The following is a 24,753-nucleotide window of genomic DNA, read 5'->3' as shown; positions in this document are numbered from 1 at the left end:
TCTGTTTCTTGCCATAAATGAGCAAAGACTGCCGTCCATTTTCGATAGCTACGTTATAATTGCCGTGATTTCGTTCTGCACCATTCGTCAAACTGACTCAATTATGTAGAACATTAACACGCGTTATTCAAAACCCTGATACACGCTCATATTTAGGAATGCTAATGGCAGAACTTCTCAACTGGTTATTTGGTCAATACGCTGACTACTCTACGATATTCATCATTCTGGAACTGATTGCTGTAGTCTTTGGCGTAGCAAGTGTCTTACTTGCCAGCAAAACCAATGTACTCGCCTTTCCTATCGGGCTGGTGAGTACGGCGATATTTGTCTATTTACTGTGGAAATGGCAACTGTTTGGCGATATGTTCATCAATGCTTACTATACCGTGATGAGCTTGTATGGCTGGATTAACTGGTCAAAGAATAAGAGACATCAGTCTGTCGAGCACAAACAAACAAACGACGACAATAACGTCCGTATTGAGCATTTGCATACAGGTGATATCCCTATACTCTCTATTTTAGCAGCGGGCACGGTATCTTTTGTAGGGCTGGTTTATTATTTCCGTCCAGTGATTAACAATGGCTTTAGTTTCGATGGTGCGGTATTTGGACTACACCTATTTACTTGGGTCGACTATACTGACATGCTCACTACGGCTTTGTTTTTGATGGCGATGTGGCTCATGGCACGGCGCAAAATCGAGCATTGGATACTCTGGATCATCGCTGATGCGATATCGGTACCGCTATACTTTTATAAAGGTTTTACTTTTACTGCGCTACAATATGTAGTCTTCACTCTTATCGCAATCTGGGCATACTATGAATGGCAACGACGCTACCGTGTACAACCTCGAGCAGCATACGCCTAAATCCGTCATTAACGTTGCGGTCTTAGGGGCAGAAAGCACGGGGAAAACAACCTTATGTCGTGATTTGGCAGCGTATTTTGATACTTCTTGGGTGTCAGAGTATATGCGTATTTATTTGCAAGCAAAATGGGATAATGAAAACCTGACTTGTACATGGGAAGATCTACTGCCCATCGCACAGGGGCAGATTACACTAGAGAATACCTTAGCCAAACAGGTCACTCAGACAGCTAATACCAGTCATTATTTATTTTGCGATACCAGTCTGTTTGAGCTAATGGTTTATTCTTACTGGTACTATGGCAATTGCCCTATTGCTCTAGAGCAAGCAGCATTAGCGCATCATTACGATTTGATACTATTGACTGATGTTGATATCCCTTGGGTAGCTGATGACCTGCGAGACAGTCCACACCAGCGTGATGAGATAAGCGCTTATTTCGCCAGTCAATTAAACAAGCATCAAAAACCATTCCAGCGCATTAGTGGCGATAGGGACGAGCGTGTCCAGCAAGTAGTAGCGCAGCTCGCTAATATAGACAAAACATTGTACGACTAAAGCATAAAAAACTATGCCTATAATTATCATTTATTTATAATTTTTTGTCTTTAAGACTTTTTTGTGTTTGAAACTGAAGAGATACCCATGCTAAAAAAGTTTGAGCTTTATTTAGAAAAAACCATATTTAATAGTCGTTGGATACTGGCGCCTTTTTATCTAGGGTTGGTATTAGGCATTATTTTATTATTTATTAAGTTTGTCCAAAAACTATGGCATATGTTTGCTGACATTCTCACGGCCTCTGAAGCTAGTGTGATTGTAGATATATTGGTATTGGTTGATATCTCTCTAGTTGCCAGTTTATTGCTTATCATTATATTCAGTGGCTATGAAATTTTCGTTTCAAAAATCGATACTGGCAATCATGATGATCGCCCTAGCTGGATGGGTAAAGTAGACTTTTCGGGTCTGAAACTAAAAGTTATCGGAGCGATCGTCGCTATCTCAGCAATTGACCTTCTAAAATCTTTTATGGATATTTCTAGTGGAATAAGTGAGCTTGATGCTGATAAGCTCATGTGGAAGGTTATTATTCACATGACCTTTGTATTGTCTGGCTTGCTATTCGCTATCATGGATAAAGTGGTTGGCGATACAAAAAAGCATTAACACTCAAAAAATAATTATTCAAAACTATCAATTCTTACCCTTTCACAGTTTTTCCATACTTCCTGCACAGTTTATCTTCATGTTTTTCCTATGATGTCTTTTAAAACCACAGTCTGTTATCTCGGCAGCTGTGTATTGAAGACATTTAGGAGGCGACAATATGCAAAAAACATTATTGACCAAACTATCCATCATTGTAGGACTTTGTATCATTTTTTCGATCGGACTCACTATGATTAGCGATATCATATATGAAAGGCAATACTACGCAGAGTCAGTAATAAAAGAAATCACCAAGCAGCATGTCAATCCACAAGAAGTTATTAACCCGTTTATCGCTATTCCTACAACAGTCACACCCGCATGTCAGTTAGATACATCTGATACACCAAAAACAAAGAGCAAATGCGATCCATCATACTCTAAAATTGAGACGCTATTTGCTAATCAGACGCAGGCTGCACAAGAGCTAAAAGTAAATACAGACACTTATAAACGCGGTATCTATAACGCCACTAGCTATGATGGTCAGATTACCTTCGATCAGAGCTATACGTTTGCAGAGGCTTTAGACAAAGTAGATCAGGCTGCAACTATAACCAACAATGATTCAGGTTCAGTCGATACATCTCCTAATGCAGATAAGACACAACCAGCCAAAACCATTACCCACTGGAATCAAGCAAAACTTATCATTCCTGTGTCTGATTTGCGCGGCGTCGCCACCCTACCTACCGTCACAATCAATCAAAAATCAATTGTAGCAAACTATCCGCAGACACCAATGCTAGAGAATTTAACCTATGTGGAAGTAGATATTCCTAAAGATATATTGGATCAATTGACCAGTCCTACTAGCCAGCAGAACAAAGATAGCCGTGTTGCCACAGTTTCAACGAATAAAAATCTAGATAAATCGGAGGACAATAATCAACCGCCTAACCCTAAAGACAATCAAGCGCTCAATATTGTGATCGACTTGCCTTTAGCAGGTATTAGCAATTTAACGACTGTACCAACGGGGCAGACTTTCACTCTATCCATGCACAGTGATTGGCAGACGCCTAACTTCATCGGTAAAGCATTACCAAATACCAAGAGCATTACTGCTGAAGGATTCGATGCCAGTTGGCAAAATCAGTACCTGACTGTTGCCAATAACCAATACCTTTCTCAGTGTATCAGCACACCTAACCATCACTGTACTATCATGAGTGAATCATCGCTCAATACCGATAGTTTTTCTACAGTTTCAGAAGGTGTGGTCACAGCATCAAATGACAGCTCAACTACTAATCATAGAAATATTCAATTGAACAGTTTTGGGGTTAGTTTTGCGAGTCCTAATGATGTCTACCTACAAACTGAACGAGCCATGAAATATGCCTTGCTCTTAATCTTAGTGTCGTTTGGTACTTTCTTTTTATTTGAGGTGCTCAAATCAAGTCGCATCCACCCTATTCAATATCTGCTAGTCGGCTGTGCACTATTTGTATTTTATGTCTTATTACTACCGCTTGCAGAACAAATCGCATTTTGGCAAGCATATATGGTGGCGGCCAGTGCCTGTGTCGGGCTTATTGGCTGGTATAGCTACTATGTATTTGACAGTTTTAAACGAGCTTTAATCTTTACCGCTACGCTTGCTGGACTATATGCTGCATTTTTTGGTATTTTAAGTACAGAGGATCTAAACCTATTACTAGGTGCGATATTCTGCTTTGTAATACTTGCCTGCGTGATGGTTATGACTCGCAAACTTGACTGGTATAAAGTCACATAGACGATGCAAGCTATCTAAATCTCACGCTGTATAAAACGAGTCAGACAAACTGGCAGTAAATAGCATATTTTGAAATGACAAATTGAAAGAATAAAGTACTTGGCTACCTTACGCTTACCAACTAAGCTAAGGCAGCCAAGTAGTAATATTATTTGACTATATGATTGTTTAACGCTTTAGCCCAGTTATTGCAATTATCTTCGCAGCGCGGGCAACAATGATCAGGGTCAGGTATCTTGTTGACATAACCGCAGTACATACAGGCATAGTAAGTATCTGTCTCTATTTCTTCGACTGCTTGATACTGCTTAGGAAAAAGCGGCATACCATAGTCCGTTTTTTCAGATGTGTGCAATAAAATACTAAAATTACCGTCAGCTTCTAGCAACCCCGTACGCACTTGACCTAGATGCTCCACGCTTTGTTGACGCATTTCAGCAAAAAATTCATCATGTGACATCTCACCTTTTTTTATCTTATCAAGTACCAGCATGCCATTTTCTACAATATATATTGCGCGGCCTTCTAGGAGATCTTCAAAAGGCTGGAACTTCATCATTACCCAGGTGCAGAGCCTGTAGAGCAAAATAACAGTACCCATGATAAGTACCGCTTGGATAATGGGCAGATCTTCGGTGAACATGGGATCACCTGCAATAGAGCCCAGCGATAAAATGATAGTCAGCTCAAAAATAGAGAGCTGACGGACGCCGCGCTTACCAGTAAATCGCAAGAATGAGATAATTAATACAAACATGACAGTGACACGTATTAAAATTTCTACGGCAAACAACCAAGTTGTGTCATGAATAAAAATACTTGCCCAATCCATACTTTCTTTTCCTATCCGTTTATCTGATTTATTATGTTTAGTGAAAGCTATTCTAATAGTTCGTTTGATGCCAAGCACATCATCGCTATTTTCAGACCTTATCGTCAATACAACTATCGTTATTCTGATTTAAAACAGACTTTTTGGCATAAGTACGACAAAATATCCTGTCTTGTGAGACAGCTACAAATCAGACTGTTAAATTCTCAATTTATTATTTTTACTAAAAACAAGCGATTGTTATAACAGCGTATCTCATGATCCAACACTAAAATCCTATGCTTACCTGTGTTGTGCTACTTATTCATTGTAGGAACTACTTTTGAAAGCCACTATTTATACCATCATTGCGCTCATCGCCTTTGCTGCGAATTCTTTGTTTTGTCGAATGGCATTGGCAGAAGGCTATATCGACGCTTGGAGCTTTACCATTATCAGGCTGGTTAGTGCTACGGCCTGCCTAGGCATAATTATGGCTATACAGGCTTACAGACTGCGACATCAAGCGCCCAACCATGACAACCCTACCGTTCATGCTATATTGAATGATAAGGGCAGTTGGTTAAGTAGCGTCAGTTTAGTAATTTATGCGCTGTGCTTTTCAATTGCGTATGTAGAGCTCGATACTGGTACTGGTGCATTGATTTTGTTTTCAGCGGTTCAGCTTACGATGATTGGTTGGGGTATCTATAAAAAAGAACAGCTCAGCGCGCTACAGTGGTTAGCGTTTGTCGTTGCAGTGGCAGGGTTTGTATATCTGATGTTGCCATCAGCTGCCATACCGTCACCATTGGCTGCATCGTTAATGGCTATTAGTGGCGTAGCTTGGGGAGTATATAGTATACGCGGTAAATCATGCGTCTCACCGCTACGAGCGACAGGGTTCAACTTTGTGCGTAGCTTAGTCGCTGTGCCTATACTTTTACTGGTAGGTATGACATATCTAGATAATTTGGGTTTTGAAAATATCAATTTGAATAGCATCACAATAGAAGGTGCACTACTCGCCTGTGCATCAGGAGCGATCGCCTCTGGCATGGGCTACAGTATCTGGTATACAGCGATGCCATTGTTGAAGAACACACAAGCGGCTATCGTTCAGCTATGTGTTCCTGTGATTGCTGCGTTGCTAGGTGTGATATTTTTATCTGAGCAGTTAACCATGCCATTTATAATTGCAAGCACAGTCATTTTGGGCGCGGTCTTGGTGTTTACCCTAAATAAAAAGGTACCGGCATAAATTAAGATTATGAGGGCGTATTGAACATTCAAATATTAGGGCTGCTGATCGCTAAAATTGCACCAAACTATGCGCAAGCCGACGATAATGTCGAGACCTTAACTAGGCTTGTAACGACGTTTGGGTGATTTTAGCATCAGCCTTTCAGGGCAGTACTCTTTTTTGCCAATACATGGCGAAATTGTTTAACCTAGAATGACTAGGCATCAAAAATTTCACTGCATATTGTCTAAAAAATAGTCACTGCCAGCACCACATTTGAATGCTCAACACGCCCTAATGATTTATCATTAGCTAAGCTGCTCAGAAAAGGTTCAAGCTAATTACGTTACTAGACAATATAAGACGCCCCGATTTATCAAAGTCGGGGCGTCTTTGTATTCGAGTTATTATTTTAATATTGCTAGCCTATGGTCACTAGTCTTAAAATAATAGCCTTTAAACAACAGTCTTAGATAACGGTCACTTCTAGGCGAGTCTCGACATTACCGCGAGTGGCGTTAGAGTATGGACATACTTGATGCGTGGCTTCAATCAACTGCTGTGCCTGTGCTTCATCAATACCTGACACTTCTACAGATAATGCTACCTCTAAATTATAGCTACCGTCAGCTTTCATACCGATACCTACTTGCGCAGAGGTTTTTGAAGAAGTAACAGGTAACTTCATATGCTGTGCAGTCATGCTCAAAGCGCTATCAAAACAAGCCGCATAACCCATAGCGAAAAGCTGTTCTGGGTTGACACCTTCTTTGTCTTGCTCTTGAAAAGACACCAAGTCAAATCCTAACGAACCGTCATCTAATCCAGTGTGACCAGAACGTCCACCAGTAGCTGTTGCGCGTGTTTTATAAAATATTTTCATGAATAATTATTCCTTGTTTCATATTATTAGAGGTCTTACTTACGCTGTTGCGATGAGTTTATTATAGAACCCTCGATATCTATACGTTAGAACAAACCTCTAAAACTCTTGCCTAATCCTACAAATTTTTATAATATCAGGCAATCTTATAAAACAAGTAGTCATGATGAATCAAACGATTATTGATCAACTTTTAGCAGTGCTCCCTAGAAACAAAACCATCGAATCTGCTGTTTCAGGTTTATTCTTTTACTGCGCGGACAAACCAAGCAAAGCCGTGAGCTATATACAAGAGCCAAGTATTTGTATTGTACTGCAAGGTGAACGAGAGATTTACTTGGGTGCTGACTGTCAAAGGTTTGACAATAGTAACTTGATGTTCTGTCCAGTTAATATACCGCTAAGTATGCATATTAAGCACGCTTCGATAAAAAACCCTGTCATTGTTTTATCAATGAAATTAGATTTAGCTATGATTAGAGACGTCTTAGCGCAGATACCGATCACACAACCAGTGGCAGGTAGTCATCTAGGCATAAAGTGGCACTTAGATGACACCATTATGGACGCGTTTGAGCGACTGATCCGCTTGCTTGATTATCCAAATGATATTAGTTTTCTATCTTCTTTAATTAAACAAGAAATATATTATCGCCTACTCTTAGCTGAGCAAGGTAATAAACTTAAACAATTGGTAGTTAGCGGTAGCCATATCCATCGCATTGCTCAAGCGACTGACTGGATAAGGTTGAACTTAAATGAACCCATTACGGTTGAAAGCTTAGCTAGTAGATGCGGTATGAGTACCTCAGGGTTTCATCAGCATTTTAAAGAAATAACCCAGTTAAGCCCGCTACAGTATCAAAAAAGCTTACGGTTGATGGAGGCTAGACGCTTAATAAAAATGCACGGAGTGCAAATATCACAAATAGCAATGCAAGTAGGCTATGAAAGTCCTAGTCAGTTTAGCCGAGAATATAAGCGATTGTTTGGTGTGAGTCCGAGTAACGATTTCTAGTCGTAGTTTTAGTTTTGGTAAAATAATTTACTTTGCTTAGGCTATTTTTTATTATACCTATCAAACTCTTCCTTAGGGAAACATCATTTTTAAATTAAATGATTCATGGAATATGTTAAATAAATAGAAAAACTGGTTGACCTGCATATATATTCGTATTATAACATATACAATATATTCAAAATAATAAATATATAGGGGCAGCGTTACGCTGTTGTCGATCAATAAAAAGCTTAGGGAGGAGATAACATGATTCGTCTAAGCTACACTCTCAAATGCTGGGCGCTTGGCATCACTTTTTTTACAGTGTTTTACTTCATGGTAGTCATGAGCGACCCTGGCTTTAGCAAGTACATTTATATGTTAGCTTTTAGCACCTTGCTACTCCCTATTTCTAAGCGTGCAGTCGATGTCATCACTGATTTTTTCGCACCAGATATTGAGTTATTTAATGGATTACTGCCATCACTTTTAACTAATATTGTGATTTGGATATTCACCCCATTTATCGTCGCAATAACAGTGATCGCTTATGTGCTTTATAGCATGGGTGTACTGACAGAAAAGATTGGTCATTAGATAACAGCTATTAGATACCAGTCACTAATTATTAGACATTAAGTCTCAATAGCTCATAGAGAAGATGGTTTACAAGCTATCTTCTCTATCTAAGTATATAACCAATAATAGCTTTAACTTATCATCTTTAGTTGATAGTTTGCTTGCCAATGAACTGTACGACTGCACTGAGCCCTTGATGTCGCTTTCCTTCTGATACCACACGCAACTTCTCTACACCAATAACTTCCTTCAGTCCCACAAGCTCATTTTGAAAGTTCTGCAAAGAGCCAAAACGCTCCCTTTGACTGGCCGGTGGTCCACCGACTGCCTCTGTTTCAAGCTGTTGTTCTGTATAGGCCTCAACGATAAATACTCCATTTGGCTTAAGAGCAGTGACAACTTGTGCATGTATATGTTGACGGACCGTTTTAGGCACGTGTGCCCAGATAGAAACTATGGCATCCCATTTATCCTGACCAAAATCGTAGTTTGCTAAATCAGCTACTTGGGTGGTAATAGCTACCTCTCTGTCTTTGGCCAGCCTTTCCGCTTTGTTTAGACCTACTTCGGACATATCCATCGCAGTCACATTGAAGCCTTGCTCAGCTAGAAATACTGCATTTCTACCCTCGCCTTCTGCTAGACATAGTACGTGTCCACCTACAGGTATCTGCTCAAACGTCTCTCTCAAAAAATCATTCGGTTCGGTGCCAAATGCGAACTCTGGGCCGCTGTAGCGTTCATCCCACATTTTAATCATCCTTTTATTTGAGATTGATATCTAATCAAGTAGCTAGTATATGGCCTATAAAGCACACATCATAAAACTAATGTGTGCTCACGAACATAACGTACCATACGAAACTAAAACTTAGCCTAACTCAGCTTATCCCACATTTTGCTTAGACGCTTGGGTGATACAGCCATACGAGTTTTCATAGGCTGAGCAAACAGTTGAATACGATACTCTTCTACCATCCAGCGATACTCACTGATGGCTTCCTTGTCCGCACGTCCTGCTAGGCGCTCCATATGCAAGTCAAGCGCGTAAACCCCATCGAGGTCGGCGTCAAGATTGTGCTCCAGACGCTCCAGTCGAATCTGTAGTGCCTCAAGATAACGTGGATACTGTTGCCAATGGCTATAATCCATCCGATAAACAAAATCAGCCAAATGTAAATCTTCTAACTGATCTTCGATATCGTCGATAGACTCACCAAATATTTCACGATCTAACATTAGTAACCCTTGGCGAATACGTTGCCAACGAGTATAAACATTCTTAAGTGTTTTAATGATACTTTGACCAGTTAATAAGAAGTTACTCGTTACTACTTCAAGCGTCTGGGTATATTCCTCAGCGGTAAACGGTAGCTCTTCACTCAATCCAACTGCGATATCATCAGCGCTTTCTGGTAGACTCTCAGAATGATCAAATAAAACATAATGCTCTTCAAGAGCCGCGTCTAACGCAGCATCTATAACAATCGTTTTGAGTTTATCCATATCGCCAAGTGGTGCAAATGCCAGTTTAAATATACTATCTATTTGGCTCGTTAATTGCTTTTTCTTTGCACCAAGTTTGCCTTTTATTAAAGTCAGCACACCAATACGGTGTGCTTGGAGTGCTGCATTAACATCAGTATATTGATGAATCGATACAGCCTCTCCTGCTTCATCAGCGACCAGCGCCGCGAACTGTTTCATCACCACGCCTGCGCTATGGTGGTTTTTACTAAAAGCAAAATGCTCAGGAAACTCAGTATGCACGCCTTGCTGCTCATTTACCGCTTGACTGGTCTCAGATGCATGACGAATCTGTAGGGTTTGTAGGTCGCGGCCTTTTTCGATGATACGGTTTTTCTCATCGACCACGCAAATTTGTGGCTGCAAATAACGGTCAATCGTCGATGGATTGAAGTTCTCTGGCGTCACCGACATGATACCGCGACGATGCAATGCCTGACATAGCTGCTTCAGCAATCCTTGTCCACCTTCTGGCTGCAACTCATCAAACAAGCTATCTGCCGTATTAGGTATCGGTACGATTTGACGGCGTATCTCTTTTGGTAATGACTTGAGCAGCTGCAAGACCAATTCATAACGCCAACCAGGTACGCCCCACAGTAGCTCAATCGCATCGAGCTGTGGTAATGCGGCAAGCGGTACACGTATGGTCACGCCGTCATCATCGCTGGCGGGATCGAAAACATAACGAAGCGGCAATCTTAAATCGCCCAGCTTCCAAACTTCTGGGAAGTCACCTGTGGTCGGCGCTTGGCTATTAAGTACATCTTCATCAGTAAAGAATAGATGCTTGGTATCGTGCTTTTCGACTTCTGCACGCCAGTCTTCAAACGCTTTTCGACTGGCAACGTGCTCAGGGATTTTCTTATCATAGAACTGATAGAGCGTCTCTTCATCGACTAACAAATCACGGCGACGCAGCTTATCTTCAATACGCTCAACATGGGCAATCTTATCCATGTTATGTTGCAAAAACGGTGCATTGCGACCAAAATTACCCGTCACTAAGCCATCACGAATAAATATCTCTCGTGACTCGACCAAATTAACTTGCTCGTAGTTAGTCAGCTGTTTACTAATAATAATCAGGCCAAATAAACTAATCTGAGCGTAAGCTTTGACGCGTCCTGTTTTCTTAGACCAGTGTGGTTCGAAATAGTGATATTTCAGCAAATCACCTGCCGCTGAGGTAATCCATTCAGGTTCGATTTTGGCAACGGTACGCATAAAGACCTGTGATGTTTCCACCATCTCAAATGCCATTACCCAAGGGGGTATTTGTTTAAACACGGTACTTGCTGGGAATATCTTAGCCTTTTGCTGGCGCGCAGCCAAATACTCACCGCGGCTTTCAGTCTTGTGCGCTATGATAGACAATAAACCTGTCAATAATGCTCTATGCAGATTGGCATATTTGACTGCTTTTTGTTCTTCGTCTTCGATCGCTGTTGGATCGTTGACAGCCACATTTTTATCAGAGGCTTTTGAGTCATTGACGTCGGTTAACTTAAGATTAGTAACCATCTGTACCAGTTGACGGTGTGTTTGATGCCATTCACGTACTCGCGGAAAGCTTAAATAGTTTTTTTTAGCAAATTGCTTACGCTGATTTCCGGACAATTTATTACCGTCTTCATCCTTTTCAAACAGCGCCTTCCACAGACTCAAATAAAACAAAAAGTCAGAATCGTCTTGACGGAAGACCGCATGCTTTTGATCCGCTTGCGTGCGTTTATTGGCAGGGCGCTCGCGGGGATCTTGCACAGCGAGCGCTGCCACAACGATAAGCATTTCACGAATACAGTCAAAGTCAGAACCAGCGACTAGCATACGTGCCAGCCTTGGATCGATTGGCATACGTGCCATTTTCTGACCTGTTGCTGTCAAGCGCAACTGCTCAAGCCCTTTTTGACGCTTCGGCTGTTTGACTTTATTTTGAGCAGCAATGTCTTTTTTAGAAGTAATCGCGCCCAATTCATCTAGTAATTTATGACCATCAGTGACCAGTCGACTATCAGGTGGCTCGATAAACGCGAAATCATCCACACTGCCTAGACGTAGGTTGGCCATTTGCAATATTACTGATGCCAAGTTAGTACGTAGAATTTCAGGCTCAGTAAACTCAGGGCGACCGCTAAAGTCCTCCTCAGAATAAAGGCGAATACATACACCTGGCGCAACGCGGCCACAGCGGCCTTTACGCTGATTGGCAGCTGCTTGTGAGATTGCTTCAATTGGTAGACGTTGTACGCGCGAGCGATACGAGTAACGTGAAATCCGCGCAAAGCCTAAGTCGATCACGTAGCGAATACCTGGTACGGTCAATGCAGTCTCAGCAACGTTGGTCGCGATAACAATACGTCGGCCTCGGCCCGATGGCTGAAAGATACGCTGCTGCTCTTCATAAGTCTGCCGTGCAAATAGTGGTAAGACTTCAGTATGGCGTGGACCATGACGCTCAAGCACTTCTTGCGTTTCACGAATTTCTGCTTCAGTCGCAGCAAATATCAAGATATCCGCTTGATCGGCGTGACCTTTACTCTGGGCATCACTAAAACACTCCTCGACAGCAGCAACCACAGCACGCGGTAGATTCTCTTCAAAATCATCGTAGCTATCATCTTCTGAGCTGTTCACTGGCTCATCCGTTAGGGGACGATAGCGAACCTCCACCGGAAAGCTACGCCCCTCTACATTAAAAATGGGCGCAGGGACTTGCCGTTTGAGCTTATTGTCATAATGGCTAAAGTATTCACTAAAGCGCTTGGTATCAAGAGTTGCAGAAGTGATAATGACTTTTAAGTCTGGACGCTTGGGCAGCATCTTTTTGAGATAACCCATAATGAAGTCGATGTTTAGACTACGCTCATGCGCCTCATCGATGATAATCGTATCGTATTTACTCAAAAACCGATCATGCCCTAATTCAGCGAGTAAAATACCGTCAGTCATTAATTTAACAACAGATTGCGCTGAGCCTTGCTCATTAAAGCGAATCTTAAAACTAACGGTATTACCTAATGGCTCGCCTAACTCTTCTGAGATACGGTTCGCTACACTACGAGCAGCCAAGCGCCTTGGTTGTGTATGCCCTATTTGTCCAGTGATACCGCGCCCAGCTAGCATCGCAAGCTTGGGCAGCTGCGTCGTTTTACCAGAACCTGTCTCACCAGCGACGATAATGACTTGGTTATCTATAATCGCTTGTACCAAATCTTCTGCTCGTTGGCTAACAGGCAAATCCAGATTCAGCTTAGCTGGTAAATCACTGGGAATGCTATCGATACGCGCCTGCACGGCTTCTTGAGAGCGCGTTTTTACTTTCTCGTACTCAGCACGTTTTTTCGCAAGTACATCCTCTGAATTATTCTTCTGCTTAGAATCATGGTTAGCTTTTTTATTTTTAGACACAGCAGCACGTGCCAGCTCTCGTTCGAGACGACTTAAGTAATAGCTGTCTTTAGCGAGAACTGGTAAATCAACCGGTGATACTGCTGGCTTCTTAGTATCTTGAGTTTCATTGACGGTAGATGCGTTTAAACCGTTGTCTTCAGGAGTATTGAGCTTGGAATTATTGGGCATATTTGCTTAGGCTATTTATTGTGTAGAAGTGATTAGATTATGAGGGCAAATAGAGAGTGATTCAAGGTAGTTATGATGTTCGGTTGCAAAGCTGGCGTTTTGCTATGATCGAGAAAACCATAGCACCCCTACCCTAATAAGCAGTATTCAATGAAGCAGGAGTTAGGCTATGAACATTAAATTTCAAACACTTAAAGGCATATAAATGGTCTAAATAAGAAAGCTAATCACTACTAGTATGGATAATCTGTTGGCTAGTGGCAGACCCCATAAAAAAGGTGTGCATTTTCTGCAGTGCCAACCTAGGAAAAGGAAGGTGTAACGAGAGTATTAGTTTTTCAAATTCTACCATCTCATTAGCTAACGCCCGAGCGATATCCGGCTGAATCTGTGAGTTTTCATAAATATTGTCAATCAACCACGTTAATTGCGGGAAATTAGCATTACCGTGAACCTGATAAAGGATAGGCAACATTTCATCAGATATTTGGCAGTGCGTTTTTAAAAACATTCCATTTTTATAATACATATTTAGTGACATATTAGGGTAATTTCCTTAAATTTTTAATACTCAAGTAACCAATGTATTCTTTGTCCTCTTCGAGATCAACACCGTCAGTAATCACGATAGGCTCAATCAATAGCTGAACATTTAAGAGTAGATCGTTCACATTATAGATATCATCTATATCCACTTCGAACTTATCATCAATATGTGACGCGGCATCGAAAGGTGAATCATCATCTTTAAAGGTAAACTGTTTATAAAAGTCGCTTTGCTTTGCCTGCTTAATAGCCTCTGCCTGACTTGTGGCCACAATCAGAAGCTTATAATGAAACTCTTCAAAACTGCCCTGTTGATAGCCACCCAAGTTTATGAAAAATAATTTCAGGTTAGGATTTTTGTTTACTTGTGCACCTGATTTGACCAGTTTGATCGTATAGCCATCAACGTTAGTAATCGCTCGATACGAATCAATGTGCCATTTATTTTTGACCTCTGGCCAATACTGATTGATATCTTCTACCAGCTCACTTACTTGATTAGCGACGCCAAAGAAAATATCGTGTTGCTCAATCAAACGACCCTTAGGACGACCACCCAGTTGAACCATATATAGTGTTAGCATGTTACGTCATCTCTATTAAATAAAAATTCATAGTTAATCTCAAGGTAATGCTATCACTGCCAGATAGCATGTGCTCAAATACAGTCATACTGGAGCGACTCTACCTGTCTTCAATGCAAACGCCCAATCTTCACGTCCGTTTTTTAGAGTAAGACTTGCTGCTGCTTCATGATTATAGGCGACCTTGATATGCTCAGTTTGCCATTGTTTACCTTGTTGAGTCTCTATACACTTGATAAGCGCATAACTCGCATGAGGTGAATAAGTTTGCATCTTATGTATGATAGGTAAATTATCTTCATAAGCTGGATAGCCAACGCTACCACTATTCACAATAGTTTGTCCTGATGCTAGCATTACTGTTCGCGGAATATGTGTATGACCACATAAGATAACCGCACTATCAATACCACCAAGCAACGCCAATATAGTCTCATCATTACGCACTATTGGCTGACCCGTTTCGATATCCTCTAGCAAATACGTCATGTCATCAGTCGGCGAACCATGGCAAAGGTATACATCTTCATTTACATGATAATCAAATGGCAAAGATCGCATCCATTCAATCGCTTTTTTAGAGAGGTCTTTGACAATAAAATCCATAGTTGGATTATTAGTAATTTCTGCCGTAGTAGCTTCATAAATCTGCCTATCCTGATTGCCTCTAATGGTAATAATGTCATCTTGATGTGCCATCAATAACTCATAGGTAGCGTTAGGTGCTATTGGCCCATACAAAATATCACCAAGATTGACAATCTGATCAACACCTCGATGTCTTATATCGGCAAGCACAGCTTCAAGAGCATAGACATTACTGTGAATATCTGAAATCGCGGCGATGGTTGTTATCTGTTTCTTTTCTAAATTATTCATTTTCTAACTCACTACTCAAAAACTGCTTTACAACTTCAACAGTTGCTAACGGATCTTCTTCATGTGGTATATGACCTAAGTTATCAAATATCTTAAGTTGACTGTTACGTATGTCTCTATGAAACAACATGGCATTTTCTACAGGAATGAGGTCATCTTTTGCACCCCATAATATTAAGGTCGGTATATCTAACTGCTTTATTTGCGCTTGGTCACTATCATCATCAATCTCATTTAGGCGACGACTTAATGCTTGCCGATTACCTTGTCGCAAGGTCAACTCATAATACCTATCAACCAAAGCGTCGTTTACTTTGCTATCGTCTGCATACACGCTTAAAACACTTTTTTCGACGACACTTCTGGGTAGAATACGATTTATAATTGGTGACATCACTGGGTATTTAGCAAGCTTAAAACCAATAGGAACATATTTTGGCGTTACTGAATAGCCAACTGCATCCACCAATATTAAACGACTGATACGCTCAGGATACAAAGCTGCCGTACGCCACGCTACCTTACCCCCTAATGAGTTACCTGCAAGTGTGACACGATCTAATTTCAAATGATTGAGCACTTGAATGACAAACGTAGCATAATTTTCGTAGCTATAGTGTGTGCGTTCGTCCACATAAGGACCGGTCAGACCAAATCCTGGTAGATCCATACTTACGACACAGTACTGCTCAGACAGTGCTTTTATCCAACCTTCCCATGTATGCAGACTTGCCGAGGTTCCATGTAACAAAACGATTGTTTCAGGTGGTTTCATTCTAGACGATATTATTTTAGGTTCAGCGTTAAACGCTTTGACCATTGATACCTTATTAAGGTTTGTATCACACTTACCTGGCAGCGCTATGTGTGCCTGCATACCTTGTATGTCTATAAATTCACTGTTGGGCAGTTGCCATCGTTTTAGCTCAGTGACAGCACGATCAGGCGCCCAATATTTCGCTATAAATACAATCAGTAGGGCAATTGTACCTAGTACTATAAGAACCATTGCTTTTAATAAATACAGTGCCATGTGATCAAATCCATTTAATAAAATGACGTGAATGACAAACATTCTATACCGTTATCCAATACGATAAGCAACAAAAAACCCCAATGTTCAACTTGTCTTGAACATTGGGGCTTCAGTATCGATAAGCACGTATGACTGTAATTATAGTGACTACTTAATTATATTAAGAAGAAGTATGCCCATAGTCCAATAACGATAGTAGCAATAATATTTAATATAACACCCGTGCGAATCATTTCTGTCTGTTTAATCAAACCAGTACCAAACACAATAGCATTTGGTGGCGTCGCAACTGGCAACATAAAGGCACATGATGCACCGATACCGATGACTAGTACGAGTACTTCATGAGGCAAGCCCATCTGCTCAGCGATAGCAGCAAACACTGGCACCAACAATGCAGCAGATGCCGTGTTAGAAGCGAACTCGGTTAAGAAGATAATAAATGCAGATATCGCAATCATCACCACCATCAGTGGTGCCGCAGACAATGCGTTAGCGACCGTTTCACCAAGTACTAAAGACGCACCTGAGACTTTCAAAACTGTCGATAGTGCAATACCGCCACCGAACAGCATGAGTACGCCCCAATCAGTATTGTCAGAAACTTGCTTCCACGATACCAATCCTAAGCTCACTACTGCTGCTGCTGCGGATAAAGCAATAATAGCATCCGTATCAGAAATATCTAATGCTGCACCGATTTTCTTAGAGAATATCCAGCTCAATGCAGTAATAACAAAGACAGTAATGGTCACTATACGTGGCTTATTCCAAGCTATAGGAGTCTCTTCAACCAATGTAATTTTACGATTTAGATTGGGCTTAAGGAATAAATACATCGCACCCAATAATAATGGCAATAGCACCAACATCATTGGTATACCAAACTTCATCCAATCGACGAAAGCAATATTAAGTGCTTTGGCTGCAATAGCGTTAGGCGGTGAACCAACGATCGTACCCAAACCACCCAGACTCGCTGAATAAGCAATACCCAATAATACAAACACAAATGTACCGCGATCTTTCTCACGATCAACCTGTGTCAAAATACCAAGGGCTAATGGCAGCATCATCGCCGCCGTGGCTGTGTTTGATATCCACATTGATAGAAATGCTGTCACACCAAATATCAAGAATACGGCCGTACTAAGCTTACCACCTGACATTGATAGAATCTTTAATGCAATTTTTTTGTCCAACTGTTGTACGTGTAAAGCAGCAGCTAGCGCAAAACCACCAAAGAATAAGTAAATAGTCGGACTAGCGAAACTTTGCAAGCCTATTTTGGCATCAAAATCTGGTATACCTATCAAGGCTCCTACCACCACTACCAGTAGCGCCGTAATAGTCACGTGCACTGCTTCTGTTAACCACAGTACACCGATAAAAAACAGCAAAGCAAGACCTTTATTGGCATTGATATCAAATGGTAAAACATTATAGATAACCATCGCAATAATCGCTGCAATTGCGACAACAATTAACCCTTTGCCTGTACCTTTTGGGAAGGTATCAGTAAATAAATACTCATTGCCATCATTAGGAAGATGGCTATCTAGCTTTTGCTCTGACATAGAATGTCCTTATTGAATAAAAGACGGTGTAAGAAACCTCAAGATAAAAACATAAATTACTGGTTGGTGTGTGTTTTGATAAACACATTACCATTGAAGAAAACATAAAATCGAAAGCACCGATGAAAAACTTATGACTTACTATTAATACTTATTATTGGTAATACTCTACATTTAACTATCTACAAGCAGCGCTTGAGACATGCATATTAAAACTTGTCTTTTTACAACTTATGCTAGCCATCGGCATACCTAGTTATCAGTTACTTTATTAGTTGCATTGTTGATTACATCATCAGTTACACACAGTCACTAAACAAGTGTACTCTGTATATGTACAACATTATAATCACACTTCATACTAGACAAGTAAAATAAAAGCCTTAATAAATAAATCTTTAGCCAAGATATCTTTATTAAAGATCAAATAAAAACACTGGAGTACTTTATGACAGACTCGAATAAAACAGACTCAACGACTAAAATGGCACCAAAAGACATCAACCAAGATGGCTTAGCCAAAGAAGATCAACAACGTACTGACGACTCTATGCTTGATATGATGCAAGGAATGCATGAGCACGAAGATCATAAAGACTAAAATAAAAGAATGTTTTAGTAGCTTGCTACTTTATACTTAAATGAACCTACAGAAGGTTTATAGTAAATAAGATAGGCGTTTATCATTATGATAAGCGCTTATCCTTTTTTTGGCTCTCTAACTTCTGGCAGATGATCTGAAGCATAGTTATATACGAATGCTGCTGTCGAAACAATAGCAATGGGAACAAATAAGGCATCATAGCTGATTGTAGCAAACAAGAAAGCACCTACTGTACTACCGCCGCAAAAGCAATACCAGATAACCGCTTGAAACCCTAAAGTTGGCTTACTGATAGAGCGGCCGGCAAGCCAATTACCGATTGCCGCCCCCATATCCGATGTCAACCCTGTCAGGTGAGTGGTACGAATGACCGCCCCACTATAAGTTGCTACCATCGCGTTTTGTAATCCGCAGGCCATCGCTGCCGCCAATTGTCCTAAATAATCATGCTGCTGGTATAACCAATAACTAACCAACAGTAATGCTGCTTCTAAGTATAGCGCTCGCCCATAACGACGACCGAGTTTCAATGACGTCTGCCCAATGACAAAACCGCTCAGTATAGCGCCTGCCAAGAAAGACAGCAACAAAGTACCAATATATAAAATACTACGTGCGTCTGCATGAGCGATAGCCGCTGCAAACAGGCTCACATTACCAGTGACGTGTGACACCGATAAATTAGCGAACCCCATCAATGCCGTTGTATTCACACAACCGGCACTAAATGCCAGAATTGCCCCGCCCCATAGTATCCACTTTGGTAATTTGGTTATCATATCTCTCGCTCAAAAGTACATAGCTAAAGAGGCACACTGCTAAAAAAGCCCATTGCTAAAAAGACTCATAGTATAACCAGAAAAGACAGCCTATTGGCTGTCTTTTCTATTATCAAACATATCATTGATGACAATTATTACTTCGCTGGCTCATCAAGCGTCATTAATTGCTCACTGATAGCAACCGTATTGAAGCCTGCATCAACAAACATAATCTCACCTGTGATACCAGACGCCCAAGGAGATAACAGGAACAATGCTGCATTACCTACTTCTGTCTGGGTGATATTGCGTTGTAGTGGCGCAATCTTTTCGCTAATATCAAGCATTTTGCGGAAAGACTTGATGCCACTAGCTGCTAGCGTGCGGATAGGGCCTGCAGATATCGCATTAACACGAATACCTTCGCCGCCCATAGACGTTGCTAAATAACGAACACTGGCTTCTAGACTGGCTTTTGCCATACCCATGACATTGTAGTTTGGCAATACTGAAATGCTGCCTTCATAGGTCAAGGTCAACATAGAACCATGGCGCATCGCTAATAATTCACGAGCTGCTTTAGCCAATGCAACAAAGCTATAGCTAGAGATGTCATGCGCTATATGGCTGCCTTCACGAGTCGTTGCACTAACAAAATCTCCATCAAGCTGATCCATCGGTGCAAATCCAATTGCATGAACCACACCATCAATACCGTCACCCCAGTGAGCAGTTACTTGTTCAAAACAAGCAGCAATCGACTCATCAGAGGCGACATCACACTCTAAAACCAAATCTGCTTCAAATTTTTCAGCGGCCATATCGACGCGTTTTTTAATTTTATCGTTCGGGTAAGTCAGGATTAGTGATGCCCCTTCGCGGTGTAGCGCTTCTGCGATAGCCCAAGCGATAGAGAGTTTACTTGCGATGCCAGTTACGACAAATCGTTGTCCTTGCAATAGCATAAGATTTCCTTTTGAATCAATTGAGATGATTTAGAATAAGAATTTATTTAGAGTAATTAGAAGATTGAGACTACTAAATAGTACAAATGAAAAGATGGGTTATTATACACGAATTAATTTAAGTAAACAGTCGTAAACTGTATTTGGTTCTTGTTATTGGATTCGTGAATACCATCAACCAATAGAATGAAAACTCTAACAAAGACTTATTACTTGAAGTAGTATCGACAATGAGAGTTTTTTGCGAGTTACTAAAATACATTTTAGCACCAACGCTTCGAAACAAAACGCACAGACTATAATATTTCACTTGTATTATGGTGAAAACCGTATTTCAAATATTAACACTATGACCGTTTAGATTAGGTACTAGACTTCCCTTTATTGATTAAAGCCTTAACTGCTAGCCACAGCAGTATGAAGTTCAGCAGATTTCGAGTATAATCACAGCCCTTCCCAGCTTGCACAATTTTTATAAGAATCCTCACATGATAGGATTCAACGTTAAGCTACACCCACATTTTGGATGGCTGCCAAACTTATGAGTAACACCCCCATCATAACCCCAGATTATAAAGAAAGTACCGAATCTTATCGCCAACTGATTGCTTCAACTGGCGAAGACTTAGATCGTCCAGGTTTGTTAGATACGCCAGTACGTGCTGCAAAGGCCTTTGCACATCTAACCCAAGGCTATCATCAAAGCATAGAAGAAGTAGTCAATGATGCTGTCTTCCCATCAGCCAATCGTGAGCTGGTACTGGTACAGAACATTGAGTTTTATTCATTGTGTGAGCATCATATGCTACCGTTCCATGGGATCGCTCATATCGGCTACTTACCTGATGGACAAGTACTAGGACTGTCAAAGTTCGCTCGTATCGTCGACATGTATGCTCGTCGTTTGCAAATACAAGAAAACCTAAGTGAGCAGATTGCACAGACCATTATGGATGTCACTGGCTGCCGCGGCGTGGCAGTCGTTATGGATGCATCACATATGTGTATGATGATGCGCGGTGTTAGCAAACAGCATTCAACCACACGTAGCACCGCTATGCTTGGCGAATACCAACATAATAATCAAGCACGCAATGAGTTTTTGGGTGCTGTGCCTAAGCGTCAACCAGCGTTTTAAATTGCTGTTAATTGTTTATTCTGCTTTGAACAATACCCAAATAAAAAGGACGCTGATGCGTCCTTTTTATTTGGGTAAAACCTACTGTGTGATTACAATAGATTAATATAGGAATGAACTAAAAAATGCTTATTGACCGAAGATATAAGACACACCAACTCGCCCACCGAATCTTGAATCAGCAAAACCAAATGCACCATTGACTGATGTTCGACCATTATCCAACATAGTGGCAGCACCAATAGCAACAGCGCTTTGTCCTTCATAATGACCCATGCCACCAAACACAGCCACATTGCCTGGTCTTAGATTAGGAATAGCTTGTTGCGTAGCTAGAGAAATCGCCACACCACTATTTGCCGTTTTTTCTACATCATCTACTCGGCGATTTACACCATTAGAATAGTTTTGAAAACTACTATTCAAGACATCATATTTATTATCCGTGTAGGTATTAGCATCGGTTACTGCTTTAACACTTGCTGTATTCAATTGTCTGAGATTGATTGCATCCGTATCCTGTGTGCCATCTGCTACGTTGATGATTTGACGCTCACTACCTGCTGCTCCAACTGACACTGTGTTATCACGGGTTGATGTTGAATCACTTCCAACAACGACTGCGTTGTTGACTGTAGTACTAATGCCATTTCCTAAAACGACCGTGTTGTTGCCAGTTACCGTATTATTATTACCAAAGCTATAGCTGCCTGAACCACTGACTGTGCTTGGATCACCAATCGCGCCAGAGTTTTTACCTGTTACCAAATTACCTACGCCGATGCTAATAGATTGACTGCCTTCAGCTACTGCACCATTACCTATCGCGATAGCATCTTTGCCGGTCGCTTGGGCTGGTGTGGTTGTACTATTAGAGGTTTGTACAGCAATATTGATATTAGCATCCTTACCTGCTTCACCTTTAGCACCAGTCAGACCTTGAATACCTTGTTCACCTTTAGCACCTGTATCGCCTTTAGCACCAGTCAGACCTTGAATACCTTGTTCGCCTTGGGCACCAGTTTCACCTTGAGCGCCAGTTAAACCTTGAATACCTTGTTCACCTTTAGCACCTGTATCGCCTTTAGCACCGGTTAGACCCTGAATACCTTGTTCGCCTTGAGCGCCAGTTTCACCTTTAGCACCGGTCAGACCTTGAATACCTTGTTCGCCTTGGGCACCAGTTTCACCTTGAGCACCGGTCAGACCTTGAATACCTTGTTCGCCTTGGGCACCTGTATCGCCTTTAGCACCAGTCAGACCTTGGATACCTTGTTCGCCTTGAGCGCCAGTTTCGCCTTTAGCACCAGTCAGACCTTGGATACCTTGTTCGCCTTGAGCGCCAGTTTCGCCTTTAGCACCAGTCAGACCTTGGATACCTTGTTCGCCTTGAGCGCCAGTTTCGCCTTTAGCACCAGTCAGACCGATGTCGCCCTTATCCCCCTTGGCGCCAGTTCCGCCAGTTGTCAGTTCTGCCAGTTGTTCGTTACAAACCGGCTCAGTACTGCCGAATCCAAAACCATGTACACAGTCGGAAATAGTCATCCAATCTGCCGCTACAGTTTCTGCTGTTAGACATATACTGCTAATAGCTAACATACTCATTGCTAGATACGATGCCTTCCTACCTGCTTTATGATCTTCTTTACAAGTAGAATTAACTACGGCTGTATCTACAACAGGATCCTGTGAATTTTTTAACATAGCTTGTGCCCTCTCATGTGAGTTTAGATGTTTCAAAACGCTAAAAACCTTAAATTGTCTATTAACTAAATTTATACATTTCGATTAATTATATTACACAAAGGACATTAATAGAATACATTTTGATACTTATTAGAAATATTATTATAAATAACAAAAAAAACGCTCACTATGCTGTTTAAGCAATAGTGAGCGTTTTAAACTTATTAAATTAATATAAATTAACCAACTGGTTTGACTTCATCGACCCAATCTCCATAACCAGCGGCTTCCATTTCTGCAAGTGGAACGAAACGCAGCGCCGCTGAATTCATGCAATAGCGCTTACCTGTTGGTGCTGGACCATCATCAAACACATGACCTACGTGCGAGTCCGCGTAACGACTACGGATTTCAGTACGGGTTCCAAATATGCCTGGATCCGGCTTTTCCACCACTAAGCTAGTGTCCAATGGACGAGTAAAGCTCGGCCAGCCCGTACCGGACTTGTATTTATCACGAGAAGAGTACAGTGGCTCACCAGATACGACATCTACATACAATCCAGGCGCTTTATTATCCCAGTATTCATTATCAAAGGCGCGCTCGGTCCCTTCTTTTTGAGTGACCTTATACTGAATATCATTGAGCGATTTTTTTAGCGCATCTTGTGAGGGTTTTGCGAATGTATCTGGGTTAAAACCTTTGCTTACTTTGCTATCCGACGTGACGTTCATCATCACTTGCTGTGTGCTATCTGCTGTAGGCGTAAACTTACTAAAATCAATCTCATAGTTTTTACCATAGACACTTTCGATGAATTGATAACGACCAGAGTTGAAAGTATAAGCTTTGTAGCGTATCGGATTCTTTTTATAGTAATCCTGATGGTACTCTTCAGCAGGATAAAAAGTACTAGTAGGAACAATCTCAATCACTACTGGTTTTTCGTATACCCCAGAGTCTTGTAGTGATTGCTTAGCAGCTTCTGCAATTTTCTTTTCTTGCGCATTATCATAAAAAATAGCAGGACGATACTGTGTACCGCGGTCGACAAACTGACCTTTATCATCAGTAGGATCTGCGATTCTCCATAGAGCCTGTACTATACCATTGTAAGTAATTTTCTTAGGATCATAATATACCTGCGCCGCTTCTGTATGGCCGGTCCCACCTGCTGACACCTGCTTGTAGGTTGGATTTTCGGCGGTACCACCCGTATAGCCAGACACTACTTCTACCACACCAGGGATTTTCTCGTAACCTGCTTCAACACACCAAAAACACCCACCCGCTACCGTGGCTACTGCTAATCCTGGTGTAGTCGGTGCATAGGGATTAGCGGCAGTTGTATTTTTTACAGTAGAGCTACTTTCAGTTGATGCGCAGCCTGCGTAAATCGCGCTGCTCGCTATGATAACTAACCCTATAATTTTAGACGGTAATATGCGGTTCATAAAAAGCTCCTAAGCGTAATATCCTTTAAATATCTTAACGATTTTGTGTCACTGTAACATTCCTAT

Annotated in this window: 22 protein-coding genes; 9 read left to right on the top strand and 13 right to left on the bottom strand. The window is 41.2% G+C overall.

Annotated features, from left to right (window positions below):
* The first annotated feature begins 164 nt into the window (after positions 1 to 164).
* From pnuC to creD, 4 genes are all read left to right on the top strand, one after another.
* Positions 165 to 878, top strand: coding sequence for a nicotinamide riboside transporter PnuC (gene pnuC / locus ACT3QR_RS07825; protein ID WP_444520786.1), 714 nt, complete (start codon positions 165 to 167; stop codon positions 876 to 878).
* Entirely contained in the window at positions 850 to 1,437 is a 588-nt protein-coding gene (locus ACT3QR_RS07820; RefSeq protein WP_444520785.1) for an AAA family ATPase, read from the top strand. The genes pnuC and ACT3QR_RS07820 overlap by 29 nt, the downstream gene beginning before the upstream one ends.
* 87 nt (positions 1,438 to 1,524) lie before the next feature.
* Positions 1,525 to 2,049, top strand: a complete 525-nt coding sequence (locus ACT3QR_RS07815) for a TIGR00645 family protein (RefSeq protein ID WP_444520784.1) — start codon at positions 1,525 to 1,527, stop codon at positions 2,047 to 2,049.
* Positions 2,050 to 2,209: 160 nt separating this feature from the next.
* The gene (gene creD, locus ACT3QR_RS07810) at positions 2,210 to 3,832 is read left to right on the top strand and encodes a cell envelope integrity protein CreD (protein WP_444520783.1); all 1,623 of its coding nucleotides are present in this window, start codon (positions 2,210 to 2,212) and stop codon (positions 3,830 to 3,832) included.
* 148 nt (positions 3,833 to 3,980) lie between these two features.
* Here creD and ACT3QR_RS07805 read toward each other — a convergent pair whose 3' ends face one another.
* Positions 3,981 to 4,664: a DUF421 domain-containing protein gene (locus ACT3QR_RS07805; RefSeq protein ID WP_444520782.1), complete on the bottom strand. Its 684-nt coding sequence runs from the start codon at positions 4,662 to 4,664 to the stop codon at positions 3,981 to 3,983.
* Positions 4,665 to 4,986: 322 nt separating this feature from the next.
* Here ACT3QR_RS07805 and ACT3QR_RS07800 point away from each other — a divergent pair, with 322 nt between their 5' ends.
* The gene (locus ACT3QR_RS07800; protein ID WP_444520781.1) at positions 4,987 to 5,904 is read left to right on the top strand and encodes a DMT family transporter; all 918 of its coding nucleotides are present in this window, start codon (positions 4,987 to 4,989) and stop codon (positions 5,902 to 5,904) included.
* Positions 5,905 to 6,355: 451 nt separating this feature from the next.
* Here the strand turns inward: ACT3QR_RS07800 and ACT3QR_RS07795 are convergent, their stop codons facing one another.
* Complete coding sequence (locus tag ACT3QR_RS07795) at positions 6,356 to 6,769, bottom strand: organic hydroperoxide resistance protein (RefSeq protein WP_444520780.1); 414 nt, start codon at positions 6,767 to 6,769, stop codon at positions 6,356 to 6,358.
* Between the two features lie 163 nt (positions 6,770 to 6,932).
* Here ACT3QR_RS07795 and ACT3QR_RS07790 point away from each other — a divergent pair, with 163 nt between their 5' ends.
* Positions 6,933 to 7,787 carry an AraC family transcriptional regulator N-terminal domain-containing protein gene (locus tag ACT3QR_RS07790; RefSeq protein WP_444520779.1) on the top strand — a complete coding sequence of 285 codons (855 nt, stop codon included), beginning with the start codon at positions 6,933 to 6,935 and terminating at the stop codon, positions 7,785 to 7,787.
* A gap of 249 nt (positions 7,788 to 8,036) precedes the next feature.
* On the top strand, positions 8,037 to 8,366 hold the full coding sequence (locus ACT3QR_RS07785) for a hypothetical protein (protein ID WP_444520778.1): 330 nt from the start codon (positions 8,037 to 8,039) through the stop codon (positions 8,364 to 8,366).
* A gap of 127 nt (positions 8,367 to 8,493) precedes the next feature.
* On the opposite strand, the gene ACT3QR_RS07780 is transcribed toward ACT3QR_RS07785, so the two are convergent.
* The 7 genes from ACT3QR_RS07780 to ACT3QR_RS07750 all read right to left on the bottom strand — a co-directional run bounded on the left by ACT3QR_RS07780 (position 8,494) and on the right by ACT3QR_RS07750 (position 18,079).
* On the bottom strand, positions 8,494 to 9,099 hold the full coding sequence (locus ACT3QR_RS07780) for a class I SAM-dependent methyltransferase (RefSeq protein ID WP_444520777.1): 606 nt from the start codon (positions 9,097 to 9,099) through the stop codon (positions 8,494 to 8,496).
* Positions 9,100 to 9,224: 125 nt separating this feature from the next.
* Positions 9,225 to 13,457 (bottom strand): ATP-dependent RNA helicase HrpA, encoded by a 4,233-nt coding sequence (hrpA, locus tag ACT3QR_RS07775; RefSeq protein ID WP_444520776.1) that lies wholly within the window; start codon positions 13,455 to 13,457, stop codon positions 9,225 to 9,227.
* 223 nt (positions 13,458 to 13,680) lie between these two features.
* On the bottom strand, positions 13,681 to 13,998 hold the full coding sequence (locus ACT3QR_RS07770; protein ID WP_444520775.1) for a hypothetical protein: 318 nt from the start codon (positions 13,996 to 13,998) through the stop codon (positions 13,681 to 13,683).
* A gap of 1 nt (position 13,999) precedes the next feature.
* A complete protein-coding gene (locus ACT3QR_RS07765) occupies positions 14,000 to 14,587 on the bottom strand; it encodes a DUF1543 domain-containing protein (protein ID WP_444520774.1) in 588 nt (195 codons plus the stop codon).
* A gap of 84 nt (positions 14,588 to 14,671) precedes the next feature.
* Entirely contained in the window at positions 14,672 to 15,466 is a 795-nt protein-coding gene (locus tag ACT3QR_RS07760) for a metallophosphoesterase family protein (RefSeq protein WP_444520773.1), read from the bottom strand.
* Positions 15,459 to 16,499: an alpha/beta fold hydrolase gene (locus ACT3QR_RS07755; protein ID WP_444520772.1), complete on the bottom strand. Its 1,041-nt coding sequence runs from the start codon at positions 16,497 to 16,499 to the stop codon at positions 15,459 to 15,461. Before ACT3QR_RS07755 ends, ACT3QR_RS07760 begins: the two co-directional genes overlap by 8 nt.
* 158 nt (positions 16,500 to 16,657) lie before the next feature.
* Complete coding sequence (locus ACT3QR_RS07750) at positions 16,658 to 18,079, bottom strand: SLC13 family permease (RefSeq protein ID WP_444520771.1); 1,422 nt, start codon at positions 18,077 to 18,079, stop codon at positions 16,658 to 16,660.
* 448 nt (positions 18,080 to 18,527) lie between these two features.
* Here ACT3QR_RS07750 and ACT3QR_RS07745 point away from each other — a divergent pair, with 448 nt between their 5' ends.
* Positions 18,528 to 18,680, top strand: coding sequence for a hypothetical protein (locus ACT3QR_RS07745; RefSeq protein WP_444520770.1), 153 nt, complete (start codon positions 18,528 to 18,530; stop codon positions 18,678 to 18,680).
* 98 nt (positions 18,681 to 18,778) lie between these two features.
* Here ACT3QR_RS07745 and ACT3QR_RS07740 read toward each other — a convergent pair whose 3' ends face one another.
* Together ACT3QR_RS07740 and ACT3QR_RS07735 are read right to left on the bottom strand one after the other, a co-directional pair.
* A complete protein-coding gene (locus ACT3QR_RS07740; protein WP_444520769.1) occupies positions 18,779 to 19,462 on the bottom strand; it encodes a YoaK family protein in 684 nt (227 codons plus the stop codon).
* A gap of 137 nt (positions 19,463 to 19,599) precedes the next feature.
* Positions 19,600 to 20,409, bottom strand: coding sequence for an enoyl-ACP reductase FabI (locus ACT3QR_RS07735; RefSeq protein ID WP_444520768.1), 810 nt, complete (start codon positions 20,407 to 20,409; stop codon positions 19,600 to 19,602).
* Between the two features lie 541 nt (positions 20,410 to 20,950).
* Between ACT3QR_RS07735 and folE the strand changes: the two genes are divergently transcribed.
* Positions 20,951 to 21,547, top strand: a complete 597-nt coding sequence (gene folE, locus ACT3QR_RS07730) for a GTP cyclohydrolase I FolE (RefSeq protein ID WP_444520767.1) — start codon at positions 20,951 to 20,953, stop codon at positions 21,545 to 21,547.
* A 129-nt stretch (positions 21,548 to 21,676) separates the two neighbouring features.
* Here folE and ACT3QR_RS07725 read toward each other — a convergent pair whose 3' ends face one another.
* Both ACT3QR_RS07725 and msrB read right to left on the bottom strand, forming a co-directional pair.
* Positions 21,677 to 23,251 (bottom strand): YadA-like family protein, encoded by a 1,575-nt coding sequence (locus ACT3QR_RS07725; RefSeq protein WP_444520766.1) that lies wholly within the window; start codon positions 23,249 to 23,251, stop codon positions 21,677 to 21,679.
* 221 nt (positions 23,252 to 23,472) lie between these two features.
* Positions 23,473 to 24,687 carry a peptide-methionine (R)-S-oxide reductase MsrB gene (gene msrB, locus ACT3QR_RS07720; protein ID WP_444520765.1) on the bottom strand — a complete coding sequence of 405 codons (1,215 nt, stop codon included), beginning with the start codon at positions 24,685 to 24,687 and terminating at the stop codon, positions 23,473 to 23,475.
* Positions 24,688 to 24,753 lie beyond the last annotated feature (66 nt).

The organism is Psychrobacter sp. AOP7-B1-25 (assembly GCF_052376195.1).
Classification (GTDB): Bacteria; Pseudomonadota; Gammaproteobacteria; order Pseudomonadales; family Moraxellaceae; genus Psychrobacter.
Note: the sequence above shows the minus strand (reverse complement) of the source record. Positions and strands in the feature narration are given on the sequence as shown.